We start from the raw sequence: 20,755 nt of genomic DNA, 5'->3' as shown, positions 1-20,755 counted from the left end.
TGTGATTAGAAATCAAAGACGTTTTCCGCTTGTTGCAGATGGAGAACCAATAAGCAATCCACCTAAAGTAATGGCTTTATATGAAAATGAAGATTTGATTACCAACATCCATGGGGATTATCGAGATAAAAACTATGATGATGTGACTAAAGATTACAATTTTGGTGACAAAGATAAAAATGATGCTTCAGCAAATCAAGGTAAAACTTATGCAGAGTTGGCGCGTGAAGAAGCTAGACGTGATATTCGTAAGAAACGTCAAGCATATCTGTCAAAAGAAGTGAAAAAACCTTCTAAAGCAGCTATGCAACAACAGCTCAAAACGCCATTGCCTAAGCGAGCTGTGAAACCCAAAAATGACTTGACTCATTTTGCTGAAAAGATGCATCAAGATGATTATATCTTGGCAGAGATTCCCGTAACCTATAAAAAGCCAGATAATTCATCAACTGAAAAACCTACGAAAAACAATTATGACTTCCTAAAACGTAGTCAAATTTATAATAAGGAAGCATTGCAAAGTCAAAGAGATCATAAGGTTGCTCAAGAATTGAATTTGACTCGCTTTGATGATGTAAAATAAACTGCACGTTGCAGTTCATATATAGAGGAGAAAAAATGTCTAAAACCTATCATTTTATCGGAATTAAAGGATCTGGTATGAGTGCTCTTGCCTTGATGTTACACCAAATGGGACACAAGGTTCAAGGAAGTGACGTTAGTAAATACTATTTCACACAACGTGGTTTAGAACAAGCAGGGATTGAAATCCTTCCATTTTCTGAAGACAATATCACATCAGATGTTGAATTAATTGCCGGTAATGCTTTCCGTGAAGATAACAATGTTGAAATTGCCTATGCTGTAAAAAATGGTTTCAAATTCAAACGTTATCATGAATTCCTTGGTGATTTCATGCGCCAATTCACAAGTTTTGGTGTAGCTGGTGCGCACGGAAAAACATCAACTACAGGTTTGATGGCACATGTTCTTAAAAATATTACAGATACTTCATATTTGATTGGTGATGGTACTGGACGTGGTTCAGCTAACAGCAATTACTTTGTATTTGAATCTGACGAATATCAACGTCACTTCATGCCATACCACCCAGAATACTCAATCATTACAAATATTGATTTTGATCACCCTGACTACTTCAAGAGCATTGATGATGTCTTTGATGCATTCAACGACTATGCAAAACAAGTTCAAAAAGCTTTGTTCTTGTTCGGTGATGATCCATATCTTCGTAAAATTACTTCTGATGCGGCTATTTACTACTATGGATTTAACGATACAGATGATTTCATCGCGTATGACGTTGTTCGTACAACAAATGGCTCTGCTTTCAAAGTAAAACATGGTGATGAAGAACTTGGAACATTCCACCTTCCAGCATTTGGGCGTCACAATATTTTGAATGCGACAGCTGTCATTGCTAACCTTTATGTAGCTGGTATCGATATGGAATTGGTAGCAGAACACATGAAGACATTTGCTGGTGTTAAACGTCGTTTCACTGAAAAAGTAATCAACAATACAACAATCATTGACGACTTTGCTCACCACCCAACTGAAATTATTGCAACACTTGATGCAGCTCGTCAAAAATACCCAAGCAAAGAAATTGTAGCAGTCTTCCAACCACACACATTTACACGTACTATTGCGCTTTTGGATGAATTCGCACAAGCTTTGAACCAAGCAGATGCTGCTTACCTTGCACCAATTTATGGTTCAGCACGTGAAGTTGACCATGGTGATGTTAAAGTTGAAGACTTAGCTGCTAAAATTAAAAAATCAGCTAAAGTGATTAGCCTTGATAATGTATCACCACTTCTTGACCATGACAACGGTGTTTACGTCTTCATGGGAGCAGGTGATATTCAAATGTATGAACGTTCATTTGAAGAGCTGCTAGCAAGCCTTGCTAACAACACACAATAATGATATCTTCAGAAAGAGAGCGCAAGCTCTTTTTCTTTTAAGAGGGATAGCCCATGATGATAAGAAATGCACGTCTTGATGATTTGCAAGCTATTGTGGAGATTGAACAAGAAAATTTTTCAGATATGGCTGCAAGTTTAGAGACGATGAAAGAGCGTATTTTAACCATTCCTGATACTTTTTTAGTTGCTGAGATAGATGGAGCGGTTGCTGGCTATATAGAAGGCCCTGTTGTGCCTCAGCGTTATTTGACAGATGATTTATTTCATCAGGTTGAAAAAAATCCCGTAAGTGGTGGTTTTATTGCAGTTACAAGTCTTTCTGTATCTCCGCGTTTTCAAGGCCAAGGAGTAGGAACAGCTTTGCTTGCAACCATGAAAGATTTGACAATTGCTCATAAGCGATTGGGAATCAGTCTTACTTGCCGAGAAAATCTCATTTCATATTATGAAATGAACGGATTTTTAGATGAAGGTGAGTCTGAATCACAACATGGCGGGACGGTTTGGTATAACATGGTTTGGGAAGCGTCGATGATAGGTTAGTGCTTAAAAAGTTATTATTAAGAATAGATAACAAAGGCTGCTACGAGTTGATTTTCACTATATTTTAAGATATAATGGCGATTGATTAAGAGTAGGAGGATAAGCTTTGACCGAATTAAACGACGATAAGCCAAAAACTCAGAAAGAAAAAAGTTTCAAGGAGCAAATCTTAGCTGAACTTGAAGAGGCAAATCGTTTGCGTAAGCAACATGAGATTGAGCTTCGTCAAAAAGAAAAAGAGGCAGAAGAGTTCGCACGTCGCACAGCCCAGTTAATGGCTGAGTACGAAGCTGAGGATCGCAGAGAGCGAGAGGAAGCTAGAATTCGTGAAGAAAAACGCCGTCTTGAAGAAAAAGCTAAAGAGGCATTAGCTCACAATCAGATTGAGCCAACCGTTGATAATCAAAAAATTAAGGATGTATTGAGAAATATCGATCAGACCTTTAACCCTAATGGAACGAAATCAGATGCGACAGAAGGAAAATCTGAAAGCTATCTTGTGAGAGCAACTGATGGCGTTGGGGCCGATGGAAATCCAGATATTTCTGATAAACCTAAGACTTCAGGCGAGTCTGAATCAAAAGATGACCTTCATTTGGAGCATGAATCTGGACACTCAGATGCAGCTGAGACAGACTTGGAGAATAAAGTGGGAAAACGTAGAAAAAAACGTCAGAAGACAAATAGTCTAGCAGGAAAAATTGCTTTGTGTTTAATTACGGCGATTATTATTGCTTTGCTAGCAACGGGTTTCTTTGCCTATCGCTATGTCGATAGTTCTATCAAACCACTTGATAGCTCATCAACAGAGTATATTACTGTAGATATTCCAGAAGGTTCTGGTAACAAGTATATTGGACAAATCCTTGAAAAAGCTGGTGTGATTAAGAGTGCGACTGTTTTTAATTACTATACAAAATTTAAAAACTATAGTAATTTTCAAAGTGGATACTATAATTTACAAGCCAGCATGGATTTAGATGAGATTTGTAAGCTCCTAAAAGAAGGTGGAACACCTCAACCTGAGAAACCTTCTTTAGGTAAGATTCTGGTAACAGAAGGTTACACGATCAAACAAATCTCTGAAGCAGTAACAAAAAACTCTGCTAAGAAAAATGCTTCAACGCCATATAGCTCTGAAGATTTCTTGAAAGTTGTTCAAGATGAAGCCTTCATTTCAAAAATGGCTGCGAAATATCCTAAATTGTTATCAAGCTTGCCAAGTGCTGATCAAGTAACCTATCGCTTAGAAGGTTATCTCTTCCCAGCAACTTACAGCTACTATAAAGAGACAAGCATGGAAGATATCGTTGAAGAAATGATTTCAACAATGGATTCTTACATGTCACAATATTATGATACGATTGCTGCAAGTGGAAAATCAGTTAATGATGTTTTAACCCTTGCTTCATTGGTTGAAAAAGAAGGTTCAACTGATGATGACCGTCGTAATATTGCAAGTGTCTTCTACAATCGCATGAATAACAACATGCCTTTGCAAAGTAACATTGCTATCTTATATGCGATGGGTAAACTTGGTGAAGAGACAAGCTTAGCAGCTGATGCAAGTATTGACACATCGATTGATTCACCGTATAATGTTTATACTAACACTGGTTTGATGCCTGGTCCGGTAGATAGCCCAAGTTTAGCAGCTATCGAGGCAACTGTTAACCCTGCTTCAACAGATTATTATTATTTTGTTGCTGATGTGAAGACAGGGAAAGTTTACTACTCTGAAAACTTTGACGACCATCAAGCTAATGTTGAAAAATATGTTAATAGTCAAATAAATGAATAATTTGTTACAAACATGGTGTCAAATACACCATGTTTGTATTTGTAGATTATCCAAAAAATAAATTTTTAGAAAAGAGATTGAAAATGGCAGAAAAAACTTATCCAATGACCCTTGCTGAAAAAGAACAACTTGAACAAGAATTAGAAGAACTAAAATTAGTTCGTCGTCCAGAAGTTGTTGAACGTATTAAAATTGCACGTTCATACGGTGACCTTTCAGAAAACTCTGAGTACGATGCAGCAAAAGACGAACAAGCATTCGTTGAAGGTCAAATCCAAATCATTGAAACTAAAATCCGTTACGCTGAAATCATCGATAGCGATGCTGTAGCTAAAGATGAAGTAGCTATCGGTAAAACTGTTACTGTTCAAGAAGTTGGTACAACTGATAAAGATGTATACCACATCGTTGGTGCTGCTGGTGCTGATATCTTTGCTGGACGTATTTCTAACGAAAGCCCAATCGCTCAAGCTTTGATTGGTAAGAAAACAGGTGACATCGTAACAATTGAATCACCTGCTGGAAACTACGATGTTGAAATCATCAGCGTTGAAAAAACTGCTTAATGATAAAAAAGGCTATTAAGCCTTTTTTGTTTACTTTTTAAAATAGGACCAATAAAAAACCTCCAGAAATTTTCTGGAGGTTTTTTATTAATTATTTACGATGACGTTGTTTTCCTGCGTTGCGGTTACTCTTCTTAGGTTTGTTAAGTTGAGCAGTATTTGCAGCTGGTGTAACGTCTTTACGTTGTGATGATTTGTAAGTTTTTGGAGGGTTCTTTTCAAACTCTTCAGCGATTTGTTTACGAAGTTTTGGTTTGATGATAAACATTGTAATCAATTGTTGAATGATTGAGAAGAAACCACCGACTAGCCAGTAAAGAAGAACACTAGCTGGCATGCTCATACCGAAGAAGACCATCATAAGTGGCATGACATACATTGTGCCTTTCATGGCAGCACGTTGTTCTTCAGCAACAGCTTGCATTGACAACCATGATTGGAAGAAGTAAAGGATTGCGATAACAGCTGTAAGTAGCATGCTACGAGTCCCAAGGTCAATACCTAAGAATGTACTTTCAGCAACACCGTTTGTGTATTGAGCTGCGAAGTACATAGCTGAGAAGAATGGCATTTGAACAAGAAGTGGAAGACATCCCATACCACCAAGCATATTAATGCCATTTTCTTTTTGTGCTGCCATCAATTCTGTTTGAGCAGCTAATTTTTCTTCTTGAGTTTTTGCATTTCGCATGCGTTCGTTGATTGGTGCAAAGATTGGTTTAAGGTAAGCCATCTTTTCTGATTGGTAGCTTGCTTTCCAAGATTGGTAAAGACCAAGCGGAAGAATAATACAACGAACAATGATTGTTACCAAGATGATTGCTAGACCAAAACCAAGGTCAACGTTGTTAGCAAAGTATTGGATGAGTTTTGCCATTGGTTCCCCAAGCACATGCCAGATAGTACCTGTTGGGTTACCGCTTGAATCTCGGCTAACACAACCACTTAGTAAGAGCAATAAAGATAAGCTAAGTCCTGACAAGAGGACGCGATTTAATTTCTTTTTCAATTGATTTTTTCCTTTTATTATAATACCCTATTATTTTACTGTTTTTTCAGTATTTTCTCAATACGTCTACAGTCTTATTTTTAATTGGCCATTCTGAAGTCTTTATAATCTTCGAAGTTTGCCATGTTGACGTCGACATAGGTCACTTTTGCCCATTTTGAAGGACCTTTTCGGATTTCTTGGATAAATTTAGCTAATTTAGCAGAGTCATCAGATTGGGCGAGGATTTCAACGGTGCCATCATCATTATTCCAAACACGACCGTATATATCCCCTAATTCAAGGGCGAGTGCGTAAGTTGAGTACCGAAAACCGACGCCTTGAACACGGCCTGAGACAATTAGACGAACTTTTTTCATCTCAATTTCCTCCTATTATGTGTTATGTGCTATAATCTTCTTATGACTATTATAACCTCAAAATCAAATAATCTCATTAAAAAGACTAAAAAATTGTTGAAAAAAAAGTATCGCGAGCAATCATATTTGATTGAAGGCTGGCATCTTTTTGAAGAAGCTGAAAAAGCTAATGCAGAATTTTTGAATATTTTTGTTCTCGAAGACTTTGCTGACCGTGTTGAACACATGTCAAATGTGACTTTTGTGACACCAGAAGTTTTAAAAGAGTTAACAGATTCTAAAACGCCTCAAGGTATTATCGCTGAAGTAGCGATGCCGATTTTGCCGTTAGCAAATTTAAAAGCTGGACGTTACTTGGTTTTAGAAGATGTTCAAGATCCTGGAAATGTTGGAACGATGATTCGTACAGCCGATGCGGCGGGCTTGGATGGTGTCTTGATTTCAGATAAGTCAGCTGATATTTATAATCAAAAAACACTTCGCTCTATGCAAGGCAGTCATTTCCATTTGCCAGTTTGGCGAACAAATGTCTATGAAGCTTGTGAGTCTTTGCAAAATCTTGGCGTGCCGCTCATTGCAACGACTCTTTCAAAAGACTCTGTTGATTATAAAACTGTAAAACATGATGGCAATTTTGCACTCGTTATGGGAAATGAAGGAAATGGCATTTCTGATAAAATGACAAATCAAGCGGATGTGCTTGCCCACATTATTATGCCAGGGCAGGCTGAGAGCCTTAATGTTGCTGTTGCGACAGGAATTGTTTTGTTCAGTTTAATTTAATGTTTAGCGCTTTCTTTTTTGATATTTTCCAGTTCAATTTTTCAGTCTAATTTAAGCTCTTATGCTATAATTAGGGTGAAATGAAAGAAGGTGATCTGTATATGGGAGCATATAAAAAAGACAAAGAGTTTATGGAACTTGTTGGTCATTTGATTGAACACCCCCGTTTTCAAAAGTTAGATAATATAACGCAGCATCACTACTCGACCCGTATGGAGCATTCGATTAACGTTGCTTATACGAGTTATAAGATTGCCAAAAAATTGGGCTGGGATGAAAAATCTACAGCGCGTGGTGGTCTTTTGCACGATTTTTTCTATTACGATTGGCGTGAAACCAAGTTTAACAAGGGACATGCTTGGGTTCATCCAAGAATTGCCGTTCGTAATGCTAGAAAATTAACAAACTTGAATAAACGAGAAGAAGACATTATTTTAAAACATATGTGGGGAGCAACGATTGCCCCTCCACGTTATAAAGAAGGTTACATTGTGACGATGGTGGATAAATATTGGGCTATTAAAGAAGCTATGACACCACTTCGTCAACGTTTTGGTAAGAAAAGACGTTATAGTCGTAAGGTTTTACCAAGTAACCATCGTTAATAGAATTGTTATGTAGGAGGATTTTTTTGTGAATCAAAATGATGTGATTTATACGCAGACCGATAGTGGTCTTAATCGATTTTTTGCAAAAATCTATGGTTTAGTTGGTATGGGAATTGGCTTGTCAGCCTTTGTATCATTTTTGATGCTTTATGTGTTTACTGACAACATGATTAACATCATTACTAATCAACCATTTGTTTATTATGGAGCTATTTTCTTAGAGCTTGCTTTAGTTTTCTTAGCTAGCAATGCAGCTCGTAAAAACACGCCATCAGCTTTGCCTTTGTTTTTATTTTACTCAGCTCTGAATGGCTTTACGCTTAGTTTTGTCATTGTGGCATATACACAAACGACAGTTTTACAAGCTTTTGTTTCATCAGCTCTAGTTTTTGGAGTCATGTCAGTGCTTGGGTTTGTTATTAAAAAAGACTTGTCTGGTTTTGCAAAAGCGGCTATAGCTGCTTTGATTGGTATTATTATTGCAAGTTTTGTTAACATGTTTATTGGTTCGGGCATGATGAGCTTTGTGATTAGCATTATATCTGTTTTAATCTTTTCTGGTTTGATTGCTTATGATAACCAGATGATTAAGCATGTTTATCAACATACAGGTGGAAATGTTGGTGATGGCTGGACAATCTCAATGGCTTTGAGTTTATACCTTGACTTTATCAACTTATTCTTGAATTTACTTCGTTTATTTGGAAGTGATGACTAAAAGACTAGCGTAGCGATTGCTATGCTAGTTTTTTGTACTTTTTGCAAAAGCATATTGGTGAAATATTATCTTTGTGTTATAATAATCCTAATATTTTGAAAATTCAAGGAGTTAGCTATGAAGACACCATTTATTTCAGCCAAAGAGCTCGAAAAAATTACGACTGAATTTCCAACGCCTTTTCATCTTTATGATGAAAAAGGTATTCGTGGAAAAGCTCGCGCCTTAAATAAGGCATTTTCTTGGAACAAGGGGTTCAAGGAATATTTTGCTGTTAAGGCTACGCCGACTCCTGCAATTTTGAAGATTCTTCAAGAGGAAAACTGTGGTGTGGATTGTGCGACAGAAGTAGAGCTGTTGATGAGTCACAAACTTGGTTTTACTGATATCATGTTTTCATCAAATGATACGCCTGCGCGTGAGTTCCAGTATGCAAAAAAAATCGGTGCGACGATTAATCTTGATGCTTATGAGCACATTGCTTTCTTAAAAGAGGTTGCGGGTCTTCCTGAGACCGTTTCTCTTCGTTATAATCCAGGTGGTGTTTTCTCACTTGGAACTGATATTATGGATAATCCTGAAGAGTCAAAATTTGGGATGACAAAGGCTCAATTGATTCAAGGATTTAAAGATTTGAAAGCAGAAGGTGTGAAATACTTTGGAATCCATTCATTTCTTGCGTCAAATACCGTAACAAATGATTATTATCCTGAACTTGCTCGTCAGTTATTTGAATTGGCAGTAGAAGTCAAAGAAAAAACGGGTGTGTCAGTTAGCTTTATTAACCTTTCTGGTGGTGTTGGGGTGAATTATCGTCCTGAGCAAAAAGCAAATGATATTGCCGTGATTGGCGAAGGTGTTCATCGTGTTTTTGATGAGGTTCTGGTGCCAGCTGGTTTAGGCAATGTCAAAATCTTTACCGAACTTGGTCGCTTTATGTTGGCTCCGCATGGTCTTCTTGTGACAAAAGTTCGTCATCGTAAAGAAACTTATCGCACTTATATTGGAGTAGATGCATCAGCAGTGAATTTGATGCGTCCAGCGATGTATGACGCTTATCATCACATTACTAACATGACAAATCCTAATGGTGAACTCGAAGTGGTTGATGTTGTTGGCTCGCTTTGTGAAAACAACGATAAATTTGCTAAGCAGCGTGAACTACCACAGGCGCGTGTGGGTGATACGCTTGTCATTCATGATACAGGTGCTCACGGTTTTTCAATGGGCTATCAGTACAATGGTCGTCTTCGTTCAGCTGAGATTCTTTACCAAGAAGATGGCAGTGCAAGATTAATTCGTCGTGCAGAGACACCAGAGGATTATTTTGCAACCATTAAAGGATTTGATTTTGATAACTAAATAACATCATAAAGCACTCGCTTGTGCAATCAAAATATAGATTGACATAAAGCGGGTGTTTTTTAGTTAAAGTTTTATATCTGAGAATATCTGAAAGTCTACTTATTTTATGCTATAATACTTAGAAAAACGATTACTTGGGAGAGATTTATGAAGATTAAGATGAGCGAGGTCATAGAGCAGCGTGATAGCCTCAAAAGCTCTATCAGCTAAACAAAGAGTCAACTATCAAGTGCCAAGAAAAAACTAAAAAGCGCAGCCAATTCAGAGGCGCTAAAAGGTGATGTTAAAGATGCGATTGATAATAAAATTAATAATTACCAAGTGCCTTTGTTAACTAACTATGTGAACAGTTTGGATGTCATCTCACAAGGTTATGATAACCTTATCAGCACTTTTAAGAGTATTGTGAGTGAAAATAGCGACTCTGCCATTATTGATACGGATGTCTTACAACAAATGGTAGACAAGTTCGACTCGCCGCTAGAGCAATTAAAGACAGGCTCCGACGCGATTAACAAGGCAATTGATGAAGTCGCAGACATTGTCACGCTGACTAAAGTGACAACAGACGATGCCGTCTCAGAATTCAAAGGTGCTAAAAAAGTCCTAACCAACACCATCAAGGACATGGGGATTTTTAATAATACTGTCTTTACAAGCGAAGTAGGCGATGTTTTAGACGAACAGAACACGCAAATCAGTAGTTTGTCAGACCTAGGCAGTAGCTCATATACAAGCAAAAAAGCTAAAGATTTTTACAAGAAGACAGACTTCAAAACGGAAGTTAAAGAAGTTAAATCAGTCGTTAACGGCAAAGCTAGGAAAGACCATCTCAAAAATGAACTCGCTAAAAATTTGTATGATTCCAAGTATAGTGGGTATATGATGGAAAATGTTGTGATGAAAAATATATCTTACAGTGATTCAATTGATTTGACTAACTTTGTTAATAATAACAGAGATAGCATAGTTAATGATTTAAGTAACGATATTTTTTCAACTTCTGTAGAGCAACTTGGATTGGGATACCAAAGAATTGGTGGAATTGTTACGGTGTCTGAAGGTATCAAAGGTCCTGCTAAAAATAACTCGTTTGTGTTAGTGAATTTGAATGGTGCTGGAGTTTCAATGGTTTCCCATGGTAAGAAAATTGCGAGTACAGGGAACTATATAGGTAAAGCTTTTATGGGGGCAGGATTTGTTTTAGGAATGTACGATGACATTGAAAATGATGGTAGCTCGGTTGGACAAGCTATCTCTCACAATGCTATTTCAACGGGGATTGGTTGGGGGGCTGGTTCGGTAACTACTGCGGCGCTTACAACATTTTTAGTTTCAAATCCAGTTGGTTGGGCAGCCGTTGGGGTTGCAGCTGCTGGAATTGCGGTTGGAACTATTGCTAGTGTAGGTTTTGAGTATCTTTATGAAAATAATAAAAATGTAAAAAATAAAGTTGATCAATTTGGAAATACAATTGATAATGTTGGAAATTGTTTTCAAGGTTCTCTTGCTGATTTAAAATAATATAGGAGTACATTGTGAGAGTAAAGTTTAGTCAAGTAAACTTTCGTTATTTAGTTTTTAATTATAAAGATAAGTTCTTTTTATTCGATAGATATCCTGTTAATTTACTTTGCTTTATTTTTTTGCCCATGAGTTGGATTTTTACACAGAATTGTTACGAAATTTCTAAAGAAACTTATCAGAATTTGAGGACACTAAATCAAGAAAATAAGAGCGAAACTATCAGCATAACTTTTATTACCTCTTTAATTATTTTTCTTAGTTCAATTTTTAAAAAAATTATCTATCTATTGGAGGTAGATTTTGGGTTTAGTATTAATTTATTAATATTATTATTTATTGTCCTTGCAGATATTTTGCTGATTAATTTATGGAGCAAAAGGGAATTTAACAAAGTGAGTGAAAATTACCCACAGATTTTTATGGAAAAACAAAAAGTAAAGATTAGACTTGATGGATACAAGAAAATTACAAAATTAATGTTTTTATACTTAATGTTTTATTTTATAGCTGCCGTTTCAGTTTGGATTGAATTGAAATATGGAAATTATTTCTTTATGATAGGATCAGGAATTATAATATTTATTGTTTTACTTTTAGCATTTGGATCATTTAACGAAGGAGCTGAATACAAAGTTCGATTGTTGAAGGAAATTTAGTTAATGGAGTTTAAAATAACACAAGTTTCAGGAAGTTACCATGTTGTGAGAGCAAATGGAAAAAAATATATTTTAGATAATGTGAGTATGAGTTCAAAATTATATTTTTGGGGACATAAAGCACAGAATGTTGAAGCAATTTTATTTGAAAGTGATGATAAAGACAATTTGTTTAATCTTAAAAAATCACAATTGGGAACAACGGCGGTTGTTTTGATGGTACAGCCATTTTTAAAAATATTGTATAACTTTTTAGAAAATAATTTGAAGGCAACTGGAATTGTAGATAATCTCTTTCAAAAAGTATTGTTGTTCATTTTATCATTAACTATTGGATATTTCATTTACCTAGGTGTTTTTAAGTATGAGGACAAAAGAGTGAAAAAGAAATTAGTAAACAGGAAATGCATGAAATTGGTGCTAAAAACAGATAATCAACGTGTTTATGGCTTAGGCCCGATATTTGTAATGTTTACGCTCTTTTGCTTGGGATTTTATCTTTTTTATGATGAAATAACACTTCTAATTCTAAGTGGTTTGTTTTCATTTGCTATATTTACTTTTTCGTATCGAATTTTGCCAATTGGGGTAAATTACAATTTAAATCATCTTGATTTTGAAAAAATCGAAGAAATTTAATAAATGGGGGAGTTTTATGTTAAATATATTACCAATTGGGAGTATTGTGTATTTAAAAGATGGTAGTCAGAAATTGATGATTTTAAATCGTGGTGTAACAATTAAGCAAAATGGAGAAGATGTTCTATTTGATTATTCATCAGCGATTTATCCAATGGGATTAAATCCTGAACAAATTTTTTATTTTAATCAGGAAGATATCGACCGAGTTGTTTTTAACGGCTACAGTGACGATGAAGAAATGAGATTTGCTGAGCTGTATAAAAAGTGGTTGTCTGAGAATAATTTTAAAAAAGGAAATACAAATAATTGAAATGGTCTCCCAATTTTATTGTTTTTATGCTTAAGAAAAAGCTTTCAAGAATTTGTAAACTCATACCATTTCTGCTATAATGAATGGTGTAAAAAACTTAGGAGATATATATTCATGACAACATTTCTTTGGATTTTGTTAGTTTTGGTTGCTTTATTTGGTGGCCTTGTTGGTGGCGTTTTTATTGCGCGTAAACAGTTTGAAAAGGAAATCGGTGAACACCCACGTTTGACGCCTGATGCGATCCGTGAAATGATGAGCCAAATGGGTCAAAAACCTAGTGAAGCTAAAATTCAACAAACTTACCGTAACATCATCAAACAATCTAAAGCAGCTGCAGCAAAAGCTAAAAAATAATCTTTTTGCTTTGGTTTGAAAAGCGCTAAAGGCTTGTGACTTTTATATGGTAAGATTTTTTGAAGTTAGAAAAAAGTCAGTCTTTAACTATTTTTTTCGAGCACAGAGCTCAGAAATGAATGACTCAGTTGGCTCACCAACTGAGTTTTTGTTTGTTATAAGTCCTTGTTTAGAAAGAAGATATAAAATTTGGATAATAGACCGATTGGTTTTTTAGATTCTGGAGTTGGTGGGTTAACAGTTGTACGTGAATTGATGCGTCAGCTGCCACACGAAGAAATTGTATATATTGGAGACTCTGCACGAGCTCCGTATGGTCCTAGACCTGCTGAACAAATCAGAGAATACACTTGGGAACTTGTTAATTTCTTGTTGACAAAAAATGTTAAGATGATTGTCTTTGCTTGTAATACAGCGACAGCAGTTGCCTGGAAAGAAGTCAAAGAAAAGCTTGATATTCCAGTTCTCGGTGTAATTCTACCAGGTTCTAGTGCTGCCATAAAATCAACACGTAATGGCAAGATTGGTGTCATTGGAACACCAATGACAATCAATTCAGAAGTTTATCCTGAAAAGATTAAATCTTTGTCACCGAAAATGGAAGTTAGTGGACTAGCTTGTCCTAAGTTCGTTCCAATTGTTGAATCAAACGAAATGACTTCAAGTGTTGCAAAAAAAGTTGTTTACGAAAGTTTAGCACCGCTTGTTGGTAAAGTCGATACATTGGTACTTGGTTGTACGCACTATCCATTGCTTCGACCAATCATTCAAAATGTGATGGGACCAGATGTCAAATTAATCGATAGTGGTGCCGAATGTATTCGCGATGTATCAGTGTTGTTAAATTACTTTGAAATTAATCACAATCGTACAGAAGATGTGACAAATCATCATTTTTACACCACAGCAAGCAGTCAAAGTTTTAAAGAAATTGCTGTTAATTGGCTAAAAACTGACATTGATGTGCAACATGTTGATTTGGAAAACTTGAGCAAATAGAAATGAGATGGTAATAAATGACTGGTAAAATTTACGAGTATAAAGATAAAGAAAATTGGTTCCTTGGCGAGTGGGGTGGCTTCAATGCCATTTCAGGACTTGGAAATGTTAGTGACGATGCGCTTTTTGAATTGAGTCAAAAAGTTGCAAAATTGGTTGCCAAAAAATGCTGTGGCAATTGCCATGGTGACTGCCATAAAGATGATTTTAACGGCTACAATGTTACGGTTGTTAAAAAATCGTCTGATTTTCAGTTAATTCGTTTTGTTGTTGGCATGATTAACGAAGAGACTGACCGTAAACTTGAAGTGCAACAACGTGCAGGCGCAGTTGTGGTTACTGAAGGTGAGCAGTTGCTTTTTGTACATTTGCCAGAAGATGGCGTTAATGCGACAGCATTTTTCGGAAAATCATCTGACAATGCCTTTGGTGATACGATTTTAATTGCTACACGTAACGAAGGAAAAACAAAAGAATTCCGCAAAATGTTTGACCAACTTGGTATTAAAGTTGAAAATTTGAATAATCACCCAGAATTGCCAGAAGTTGAAGAAACTGGTATGACATTTGAAGAAAATGCTCGTTTGAAAGCTGAAACTATTTCAAAATTAACAGGTAAAATGGTTTTAGCTGATGATTCTGGCTTGAAAGTTGATGTTCTCGGTGGTCTTCCAGGTGTTTGGTCTGCACGTTTTTCAGGTCCAGATGCAACAGACGAATCAAACAATGCTAAGTTACTTCATGAGTTGGCAATGGTATTTGATATGAAAGATCGTTCAGCTCAATTCCACACAACTCTTGTAGTGGCTGCGCCAGATAAAGAAAGTTTGGTTGTCGAAGCTGACTGGCCAGGTTACATTGCTATGGAAGCAAAAGGTGACAATGGTTTTGGTTATGACCCACTATTTTTAGTTGGTGAAACAGGTCGTCACGCTGCTGAATTGACAGCAGATGAAAAAAATGAAATCTCACATCGCGGGTTGGCTGTTAAGAAATTAATGGAGGCATTCCCAGTATGGAAAGCAGAACAATAATTGTAATGAGTGATTCTCACGGAGATCGTGAGATTATTAATGATATCAAGCAACGTTATCAAGGTGACGTTGATGCTATTTTTCACAATGGTGATTCTGAGTTACCTAGTTCAGATCCGATTTGGGATGGTATCAAAGTTGTGCGTGGCAATTGTGATTACGATAGTGGGTATCCTGATCGATTGACAACTTATCTTGATGATGTTGTCATTGCTCAAACACACGGACATCTTTATAATATTAATTTTACATGGGATAGATTAGATTTATTTGCTCAGGAGCAGGATGCAGATATCTGTCTTTATGGTCACTTACACCGAGCAGCAGCTTGGCGAAATGGTAAAACTGTTTTTATTAATCCTGGTAGTGTTCTTCAACCACGTGGCGAAGTAAATGAAAAACTTTATGCTAAAGTGACTATCACAGATGACAGTATCAAGGTTGACTTTTATACGCGAGCTCATAAACTCTACCCAGCACTCTCAAAGGAATTTGATAGATGATAGCAAAAGAATTTGAAGCTTTTCTTCTTAGCCATTTGGATAATTTTTTGATTCCAGCAGAAGAGTTAGCGATTTTTATTGATACGCATAGTCCAAATCATGCGATGTTGTTGCTAGTTAACAACGGTTACTCACGTGTACCTGTTATCACTAAAGATAAAAAGTACGTGGGAACTATTAGCATCGCTGATATCATGTCTTATCAATCTGAGAATCAATTAACAGATTGGGAATTGGCACAAACTGATATCGGTAAAATGGTCAATACTAAATTGGCAACAATTAGTGACACTTCAAGTCTCACAGATGTTATGCACCTTTTGGTTGATTACCCATTTTTACCAGTTTTAGATAAAGATGGTCATTTCTTAGGCATTATTACTCGAAAATCGATTTTAAAAGCTGTTAATAGTCTTTTACACGATTTCACTGATTTTTATACGATTACTCCAAAAGATGATTGATTTTATCCAAGAATTTATTGATAGTAAGTCTCTTTCTGAGAATTCCAAAAACGCTTATTTTTATGATTTGCAGCAATTTGTTGAAACAGTTGATGGCAAGGTTAGCAAGGAAAAGCTAGCGCTTTATGAACAATCGCTGGAGGTCTTAAAAACTTCTGCTAAGAAACGAAAAATTTCAGCGGTAAATCAGTTTTTATATTATTTGTACGAGACTGAACGTTTGGATCATTTTTACAAATTACGCAATAAAGAGAAATTGTCTGTAAAACCTGTTGAGGAAGACTTGCTTGACTACTCTGTTTTTTATCAAGAAAGTCCTTATACAACAGGGCAGTTAATTGCTCTTTTGATGATTGAACTTGGTCTATCGTCAAATGATATTCAACAGTTAAAGGTTGCAGATGTTGATATGACATTTGCAGTTTTACGTGTGCAAAAGGCTGGTTTGGTCAGAGTACTTGAAATTCCTAAGAACTTGTTAGAGTACATTGCTGCTATGATTTCAGAAAATCAGATTTATCTTTTTGATAAGCAAGGTAAACCTTATTCAAGACAGTGGTTTTTCAATCAGCTAAAAGCATTTTTGGCTTCATTAGGTTTGGAAAAATTGTCTGCGCAGGATATGCGCCATCAATATGTCTTGCATCAAAAGGCAGCAGGAAAATCATTATTAGAAGTTAGTCGCAATTTAGGACTTAAAAGTCCAGTGACTTTAGAGAAATTTTATAACTAATGGATATTAAATTAAAAGATTTTGAAGGGCCTCTGGATCTGCTTTTACACTTGGTGTCTAAATATCAAATGGATATTTACGATGTTCCGATTGTGGAAGTCATTGAGCAGTATTTGGCTTATATTTCAACTTTGCAGGCTATGAAACTTGAAGTAGCTGGTGAATATATGGTTATGGCAAGTCAGCTCATGTTGATAAAAAGTCGTAAGTTGTTGCCAAAGATTGTTGAAGCAGAGCCTGAAGAAAATGACCCTGAACAAGAATTATTGACTCAAATCGAAGAATATCGTCGATTTAAGGCAATTAGTGAAGAAATGTCAGCTCAACACGATGAGCGTGCTAAGTTTTATTCAAAACCAAAACAAGAATTAATCTTTGAAGATGCGGTGCTTGCTCATGATAAAACAATCATGGACTTGTTCTTATCGTTTTCACACGTCATGGCTGAAAAACAAAGAGAACTAAAAAATAGTCATACGGTTGTTGAACGTGATGATTATCGCATTGAAGATATGATGACGGTCATTACAGAGCGTTTATCTCAGTCTAAAAAGCTTGTTTTGAACCGTGTATTTAAAGAATGTCAATCACTTCCAGAGATGATTACCATGTTCTTAGCAACTTTGGAATTGATTAAGGTACATGAAGTTGAGGTTGAACAAGAAGAGAATTTTGGGGATATTGTTTTGCGAAGTGTTAGCTAGAGAATCACTTGCAGCGCTTAGCTAATGACATTTAGGAAAGGAACTTATATGAACTATTTAGCTCAGATTGAAGCACTTCTTTTTGTTGCAGGTGAGGAAGGCTTGAGCTTAAGACATTTGGCTAGTATGGTTAATTTAACGCCGACAGCACTCCAGCAACAATTAGAAAAGCTAGCTAAAAAATACGAATCAGATGAAACATCAAGTCTTTGTCTGATTGAGACAGCGGGTTGCTACAAAATTGTGACCAAAGAGATTTTTGCGGATTTGTTGCGCGATTTTGCCAAGGCTCCTGTCAATCAAAGCTTGTCACGTGCGAGTTTAGAAGTGTTATCAATCATTGCTTACAAACAACCTATCACGCGTATTGAAGTTGATGATATCCGTGGGGTTAATTCAAGTAGCGCTATCAGTAAGTTGATGGCTTTGGGATTGATTCGTGAAGCTGGTAAAAAAGAGGTTATTGGTCGACCAAATCTTTATGCTACGACAGATTATTTCCTTGATTTCATGGGAATTAATGATTTGAGTGAGCTTATTGATGTTTCAAATATTGAATTGGTTGATGAAGAAATGACACTTTTTGATCAAGCTGATTTTTCTGAAGAAGCAACAGAACTCGCTAAAAATGACGAAATGGTGTAAAATAGCTAAAAAGCAGTTAAAGGAAAGAAAATGAGAATTAATAAATACATTGCCCATGCAGGGATTGCCAGTCGCCGAAAAGCAGAAGAGTTGATTAAAAAAGGCTTAGTCACTATCAACGGTAAGGTAGTTACAGAACTTGCTACAACTGTTAAATCTGGTGATATTGTTGAAGTTGAGGGAACACCGATTTATAACGAAGAAAAAGTTTATTACCTTCTTAATAAACCTCGTGGGGTGATTTCAAGTGTGTCAGATGATAAAGGACGTAAGACAGTTGTTGACTTACTGCCAAATGTTACTGAACGTATTTATCCTGTAGGACGTTTGGACTGGGATACAACAGGACTTTTGATTTTGACAAACGACGGTGATTTCACAGATGAAATGATTCACCCACGTAATGAAATCGACAAAGTCTATCTAGCTCGTGTTAAAGGAATTGCAACAAAAGAAAATCTTCGTCCATTAACACGTGGTGTTGTAATTGACGGCAAGAAGACAAAACCTGCACGTTACAACATTATCAAAGTTGACCCTGAAAAGAATCGTTCAGTTGTTGAGTTAACTATCCATGAAGGACGCAATCACCAAGTTAAGAAAATGTTTGAGTCAGTTGGACTTTTGGTTGACAAATTGTCTCGTACAAACTTCGGAACATTAGACTTATCAGGACTACGTCCAGGTGAATCACGTCGTCTGAGTAAAAAAGAAATCAGCCAATTGCATAACTTGGCTGTGAACAAACAAAAATGATGAAGAAAATTCTTATTGCGCTTGTAAGATGGTATCAAAAACGTATTTCACCAATGACGCCACCGTCGTGTCGTTATCATCCAACGTGTTCAAATTACATGATTGAGGCTATTGAAAAGCACGGTATAAAAGGTGTTCTTATGGGGATAGCAAGGATTTTACGCTGTCATCCTTTGGTTGAAGGTGGTGATGATCCGGTGCCTGATTATTTTACACTTCGACGCAATAAAGATTTTCGTAAGAAAAAAGAGGAGAGCTAAAGCTTTCCTCTTTTTGTATGTTAATATTTTGACCAAGTTTTTGGAATGAATAGCAATAACATTGGATAAATTTCCAAGCGTCCAGCAATCATGGCAAATGACATGAGAACTTTTGAAAATGGACTGAAGATGGCAAAGGTATCGCCAGTTCCAAGCATTGGTCCTATGTTGTTAAAGGTAGAAGAAGCTGCACTGATGGCAACTAAGAAGTTATTATTATCAAGTGATAGCAACAAAGTCAATCCTAAAAGTAAGAAAACATAGATTGCTAGATACTTAAGAACCCCGTGCTGAGTTTCTTTATCAAGTGGTTGTTCGTTAATATGAATGGTCATAATACGATTTGGGTAAAGCGTTGAAAGAATTTGATTTTTTGAAATCTTTGCTAGGATAAGCGCACGCATTACCTTGATACCACCTGCGGTTGAACCTGCTGATCCCCCGATAAACATGAGAAATAGCAGAATCACTTGAGAAAATAGTGGCCAGACAGTTAAGTCTGTCACACCAAATCCTGTTGTAGTGATGACGTTTGCTACTTCAAATAATGTATTTTCAAATGCTTTTCCAGCACTTGGATAAAGTCCACTGACATTTAGCCAAATCAAAGCAGTTGCCGCAATGACAATTCCGATGTAAGTTCTTAATTCTTCATCTTTAAAGAATGCTTTAAATTTACGAAGGAGCAAGAAGTAGTACAAGTTAAAGTTAATCCCAAACAGAAGAACTGCAATTGAGACGATGTTTGTAATGAGCGAGCTGTTGTAGTGAGCAATTGAGTCATTATAAACACCAAAACCACCTGTACCAGCACAACCCATTGCTGTAATGACACTATCAAATGCAGGCATGCCAGCTAGCATCAAGATGACCATAAGAATGGCAAACATGCTTAGATAGATAATATAGAGAATCTGAGCAGTTTCTTTTAATTTTGAAACCACCTTACCAAAAACTGGTCCAGGAACTTCAGCTCGCATAACCTCTAAGTGGCTGTTTTTACTGTTTTCCATGATGGCTAGCGCAAAGACCAATACTCCCATACCACCGATAAGGTGGGCAAAACTTCGCCAGAAAAGAAGTGAGTGTGAAAGCACAGCAACATCAGGCAGAATCGTTGCCCCAGTTGTAGTAAATCCAGATACCATTTCAAAGAAAGCGTCGATGATACTTGGAATTTGTCCAGATAAAACAAATGGCAAAGCACCAAAGAATGACCAGAGTATCCAACAGAGTGCAACAATTAAGAGACCTTCTTTTGTGTAGACATGATAATTTTTAGGTTTGAAGGCAGCGCCAAGAAGTCCTAAAATAACAAGAATACCGATTGTTGCTCCGAGACTGATAATGACGTGAAAATCTTCTTTGTAGATAAAAGCGACAATCACAGGAACCAACATCAACGATGCTTCAATCAAGAGTAGTTTTGAAAGGAGGTAACGAACCATACTTTTATTCATA

25 protein-coding genes and 1 pseudogene are annotated in these 20,755 nt (G+C 36.4%); 23 read left to right on the top strand and 3 right to left on the bottom strand.

What is annotated here, in order from left to right; all coding sequences use genetic code 11:
• Position 1 precedes the first annotated feature (1 nt).
• The 5 genes from ACN0NP_RS02820 to greA all read left to right on the top strand — a co-directional run bounded on the left by ACN0NP_RS02820 (position 2) and on the right by greA (position 4,862).
• Positions 2-583, top strand: coding sequence for a hypothetical protein (locus ACN0NP_RS02820; protein ID WP_423217519.1), 582 nt, complete (start codon positions 2-4; stop codon positions 581-583).
• Between the two features lie 35 nt (positions 584-618).
• Entirely contained in the window at positions 619-1,950 is a 1,332-nt protein-coding gene (gene murC, locus ACN0NP_RS02815; protein WP_423217518.1) for a UDP-N-acetylmuramate--L-alanine ligase, read from the top strand.
• A 53-nt stretch (positions 1,951-2,003) separates the two neighbouring features.
• Complete coding sequence (locus ACN0NP_RS02810) at positions 2,004-2,495, top strand: GNAT family N-acetyltransferase (RefSeq protein WP_423217517.1); 492 nt, start codon at positions 2,004-2,006, stop codon at positions 2,493-2,495.
• A 106-nt stretch (positions 2,496-2,601) separates the two neighbouring features.
• Complete coding sequence (mltG, locus tag ACN0NP_RS02805; RefSeq protein ID WP_027968411.1) at positions 2,602-4,296, top strand: endolytic transglycosylase MltG; 1,695 nt, start codon at positions 2,602-2,604, stop codon at positions 4,294-4,296.
• Between the two features lie 83 nt (positions 4,297-4,379).
• The gene (gene greA, locus ACN0NP_RS02800; RefSeq protein ID WP_024343634.1) at positions 4,380-4,862 is read left to right on the top strand and encodes a transcription elongation factor GreA; all 483 of its coding nucleotides are present in this window, start codon (positions 4,380-4,382) and stop codon (positions 4,860-4,862) included.
• Between the two features lie 91 nt (positions 4,863-4,953).
• Here the strand turns inward: greA and yidC are convergent, their stop codons facing one another.
• A complete protein-coding gene (gene yidC / locus ACN0NP_RS02795; RefSeq protein ID WP_021142996.1) occupies positions 4,954-5,871 on the bottom strand; it encodes a membrane protein insertase YidC in 918 nt (305 codons plus the stop codon).
• An 80-nt stretch (positions 5,872-5,951) separates the two neighbouring features.
• The gene (locus ACN0NP_RS02790; RefSeq protein WP_004233026.1) at positions 5,952-6,230 is read right to left on the bottom strand and encodes an acylphosphatase; all 279 of its coding nucleotides are present in this window, start codon (positions 6,228-6,230) and stop codon (positions 5,952-5,954) included.
• 42 nt (positions 6,231-6,272) lie between these two features.
• Between ACN0NP_RS02790 and ACN0NP_RS02785 the strand changes: the two genes are divergently transcribed.
• The 18 genes and pseudogenes from ACN0NP_RS02785 to yidD all read left to right on the top strand — a co-directional run bounded on the left by ACN0NP_RS02785 (position 6,273) and on the right by yidD (position 19,294).
• Positions 6,273-7,013, top strand: coding sequence for a TrmH family RNA methyltransferase (locus ACN0NP_RS02785; protein WP_024343635.1), 741 nt, complete (start codon positions 6,273-6,275; stop codon positions 7,011-7,013).
• A gap of 101 nt (positions 7,014-7,114) precedes the next feature.
• A complete protein-coding gene (locus ACN0NP_RS02780; protein WP_021142994.1) occupies positions 7,115-7,618 on the top strand; it encodes an HD domain-containing protein in 504 nt (167 codons plus the stop codon).
• Positions 7,619-7,646: 28 nt separating this feature from the next.
• Positions 7,647-8,339 (top strand): Bax inhibitor-1/YccA family protein, encoded by a 693-nt coding sequence (locus ACN0NP_RS02775; RefSeq protein WP_423217516.1) that lies wholly within the window; start codon positions 7,647-7,649, stop codon positions 8,337-8,339.
• A 117-nt stretch (positions 8,340-8,456) separates the two neighbouring features.
• A complete protein-coding gene (locus ACN0NP_RS02770) occupies positions 8,457-9,701 on the top strand; it encodes a diaminopimelate decarboxylase (RefSeq protein WP_423217515.1) in 1,245 nt (414 codons plus the stop codon).
• Positions 9,702-9,977: 276 nt separating this feature from the next.
• A pseudogene (locus ACN0NP_RS02765) lies at positions 9,978-11,228 on the top strand (T7SS effector LXG polymorphic toxin); the annotation flags it as partial.
• A 14-nt stretch (positions 11,229-11,242) separates the two neighbouring features.
• Positions 11,243-11,887, top strand: a complete 645-nt coding sequence (locus tag ACN0NP_RS02760) for a DUF443 family protein (protein WP_423217514.1) — start codon at positions 11,243-11,245, stop codon at positions 11,885-11,887.
• A gap of 3 nt (positions 11,888-11,890) precedes the next feature.
• Positions 11,891-12,526: a hypothetical protein gene (locus tag ACN0NP_RS02755; protein WP_074626262.1), complete on the top strand. Its 636-nt coding sequence runs from the start codon at positions 11,891-11,893 to the stop codon at positions 12,524-12,526.
• A 16-nt stretch (positions 12,527-12,542) separates the two neighbouring features.
• Positions 12,543-12,839 carry a DUF4176 domain-containing protein gene (locus ACN0NP_RS02750; protein WP_074450743.1) on the top strand — a complete coding sequence of 99 codons (297 nt, stop codon included), beginning with the start codon at positions 12,543-12,545 and terminating at the stop codon, positions 12,837-12,839.
• Between the two features lie 114 nt (positions 12,840-12,953).
• The gene (locus ACN0NP_RS02745) at positions 12,954-13,196 is read left to right on the top strand and encodes a YneF family protein (RefSeq protein WP_006532899.1); all 243 of its coding nucleotides are present in this window, start codon (positions 12,954-12,956) and stop codon (positions 13,194-13,196) included.
• Positions 13,197-13,385: 189 nt separating this feature from the next.
• A complete protein-coding gene (gene racE, locus ACN0NP_RS02740) occupies positions 13,386-14,195 on the top strand; it encodes a glutamate racemase (RefSeq protein WP_027968415.1) in 810 nt (269 codons plus the stop codon).
• 17 nt (positions 14,196-14,212) lie between these two features.
• The gene (locus tag ACN0NP_RS02735; RefSeq protein WP_045798525.1) at positions 14,213-15,229 is read left to right on the top strand and encodes a nucleoside-triphosphate diphosphatase; all 1,017 of its coding nucleotides are present in this window, start codon (positions 14,213-14,215) and stop codon (positions 15,227-15,229) included.
• A complete protein-coding gene (locus tag ACN0NP_RS02730) occupies positions 15,211-15,732 on the top strand; it encodes a metallophosphoesterase (protein WP_033153195.1) in 522 nt (173 codons plus the stop codon). Before ACN0NP_RS02735 ends, ACN0NP_RS02730 begins: the two co-directional genes overlap by 19 nt.
• The gene (cbpB, locus tag ACN0NP_RS02725; protein ID WP_021142987.1) at positions 15,729-16,196 is read left to right on the top strand and encodes a cyclic-di-AMP-binding protein CbpB; all 468 of its coding nucleotides are present in this window, start codon (positions 15,729-15,731) and stop codon (positions 16,194-16,196) included. The genes ACN0NP_RS02730 and cbpB overlap by 4 nt, the downstream gene beginning before the upstream one ends.
• Positions 16,189-16,929 (top strand): site-specific tyrosine recombinase XerD, encoded by a 741-nt coding sequence (xerD, locus tag ACN0NP_RS02720; protein WP_274657125.1) that lies wholly within the window; start codon positions 16,189-16,191, stop codon positions 16,927-16,929. The genes cbpB and xerD overlap by 8 nt, the downstream gene beginning before the upstream one ends.
• Positions 16,929-17,633 carry a segregation/condensation protein A gene (locus ACN0NP_RS02715; RefSeq protein ID WP_021142985.1) on the top strand — a complete coding sequence of 235 codons (705 nt, stop codon included), beginning with the start codon at positions 16,929-16,931 and terminating at the stop codon, positions 17,631-17,633. The genes xerD and ACN0NP_RS02715 overlap by 1 nt, the downstream gene beginning before the upstream one ends.
• Before the next feature lie 48 nt (positions 17,634-17,681).
• Positions 17,682-18,278, top strand: coding sequence for an SMC-Scp complex subunit ScpB (scpB, locus tag ACN0NP_RS02710; RefSeq protein WP_074629288.1), 597 nt, complete (start codon positions 17,682-17,684; stop codon positions 18,276-18,278).
• Between the two features lie 30 nt (positions 18,279-18,308).
• Positions 18,309-19,034: a pseudouridine synthase gene (locus ACN0NP_RS02705; RefSeq protein WP_045798527.1), complete on the top strand. Its 726-nt coding sequence runs from the start codon at positions 18,309-18,311 to the stop codon at positions 19,032-19,034.
• A complete protein-coding gene (yidD, locus tag ACN0NP_RS02700; RefSeq protein WP_024343645.1) occupies positions 19,034-19,294 on the top strand; it encodes a membrane protein insertion efficiency factor YidD in 261 nt (86 codons plus the stop codon). Before ACN0NP_RS02705 ends, yidD begins: the two co-directional genes overlap by 1 nt.
• Positions 19,295-19,314: 20 nt before the next feature.
• On the opposite strand, the gene ACN0NP_RS02695 is transcribed toward yidD, so the two are convergent.
• Entirely contained in the window at positions 19,315-20,754 is a 1,440-nt protein-coding gene (locus ACN0NP_RS02695; RefSeq protein WP_021142980.1) for a TrkH family potassium uptake protein, read from the bottom strand.
• Position 20,755: the final 1 nt, after the last annotated feature.

The sequence above is a fragment of the Streptococcus equinus genome, assembly GCF_049393805.1.
GTDB lineage: Bacteria > Bacillota > Bacilli > Lactobacillales > Streptococcaceae > Streptococcus > Streptococcus equinus.
Note: the sequence above shows the minus strand (reverse complement) of the source record. Positions and strands in the feature narration are given on the sequence as shown.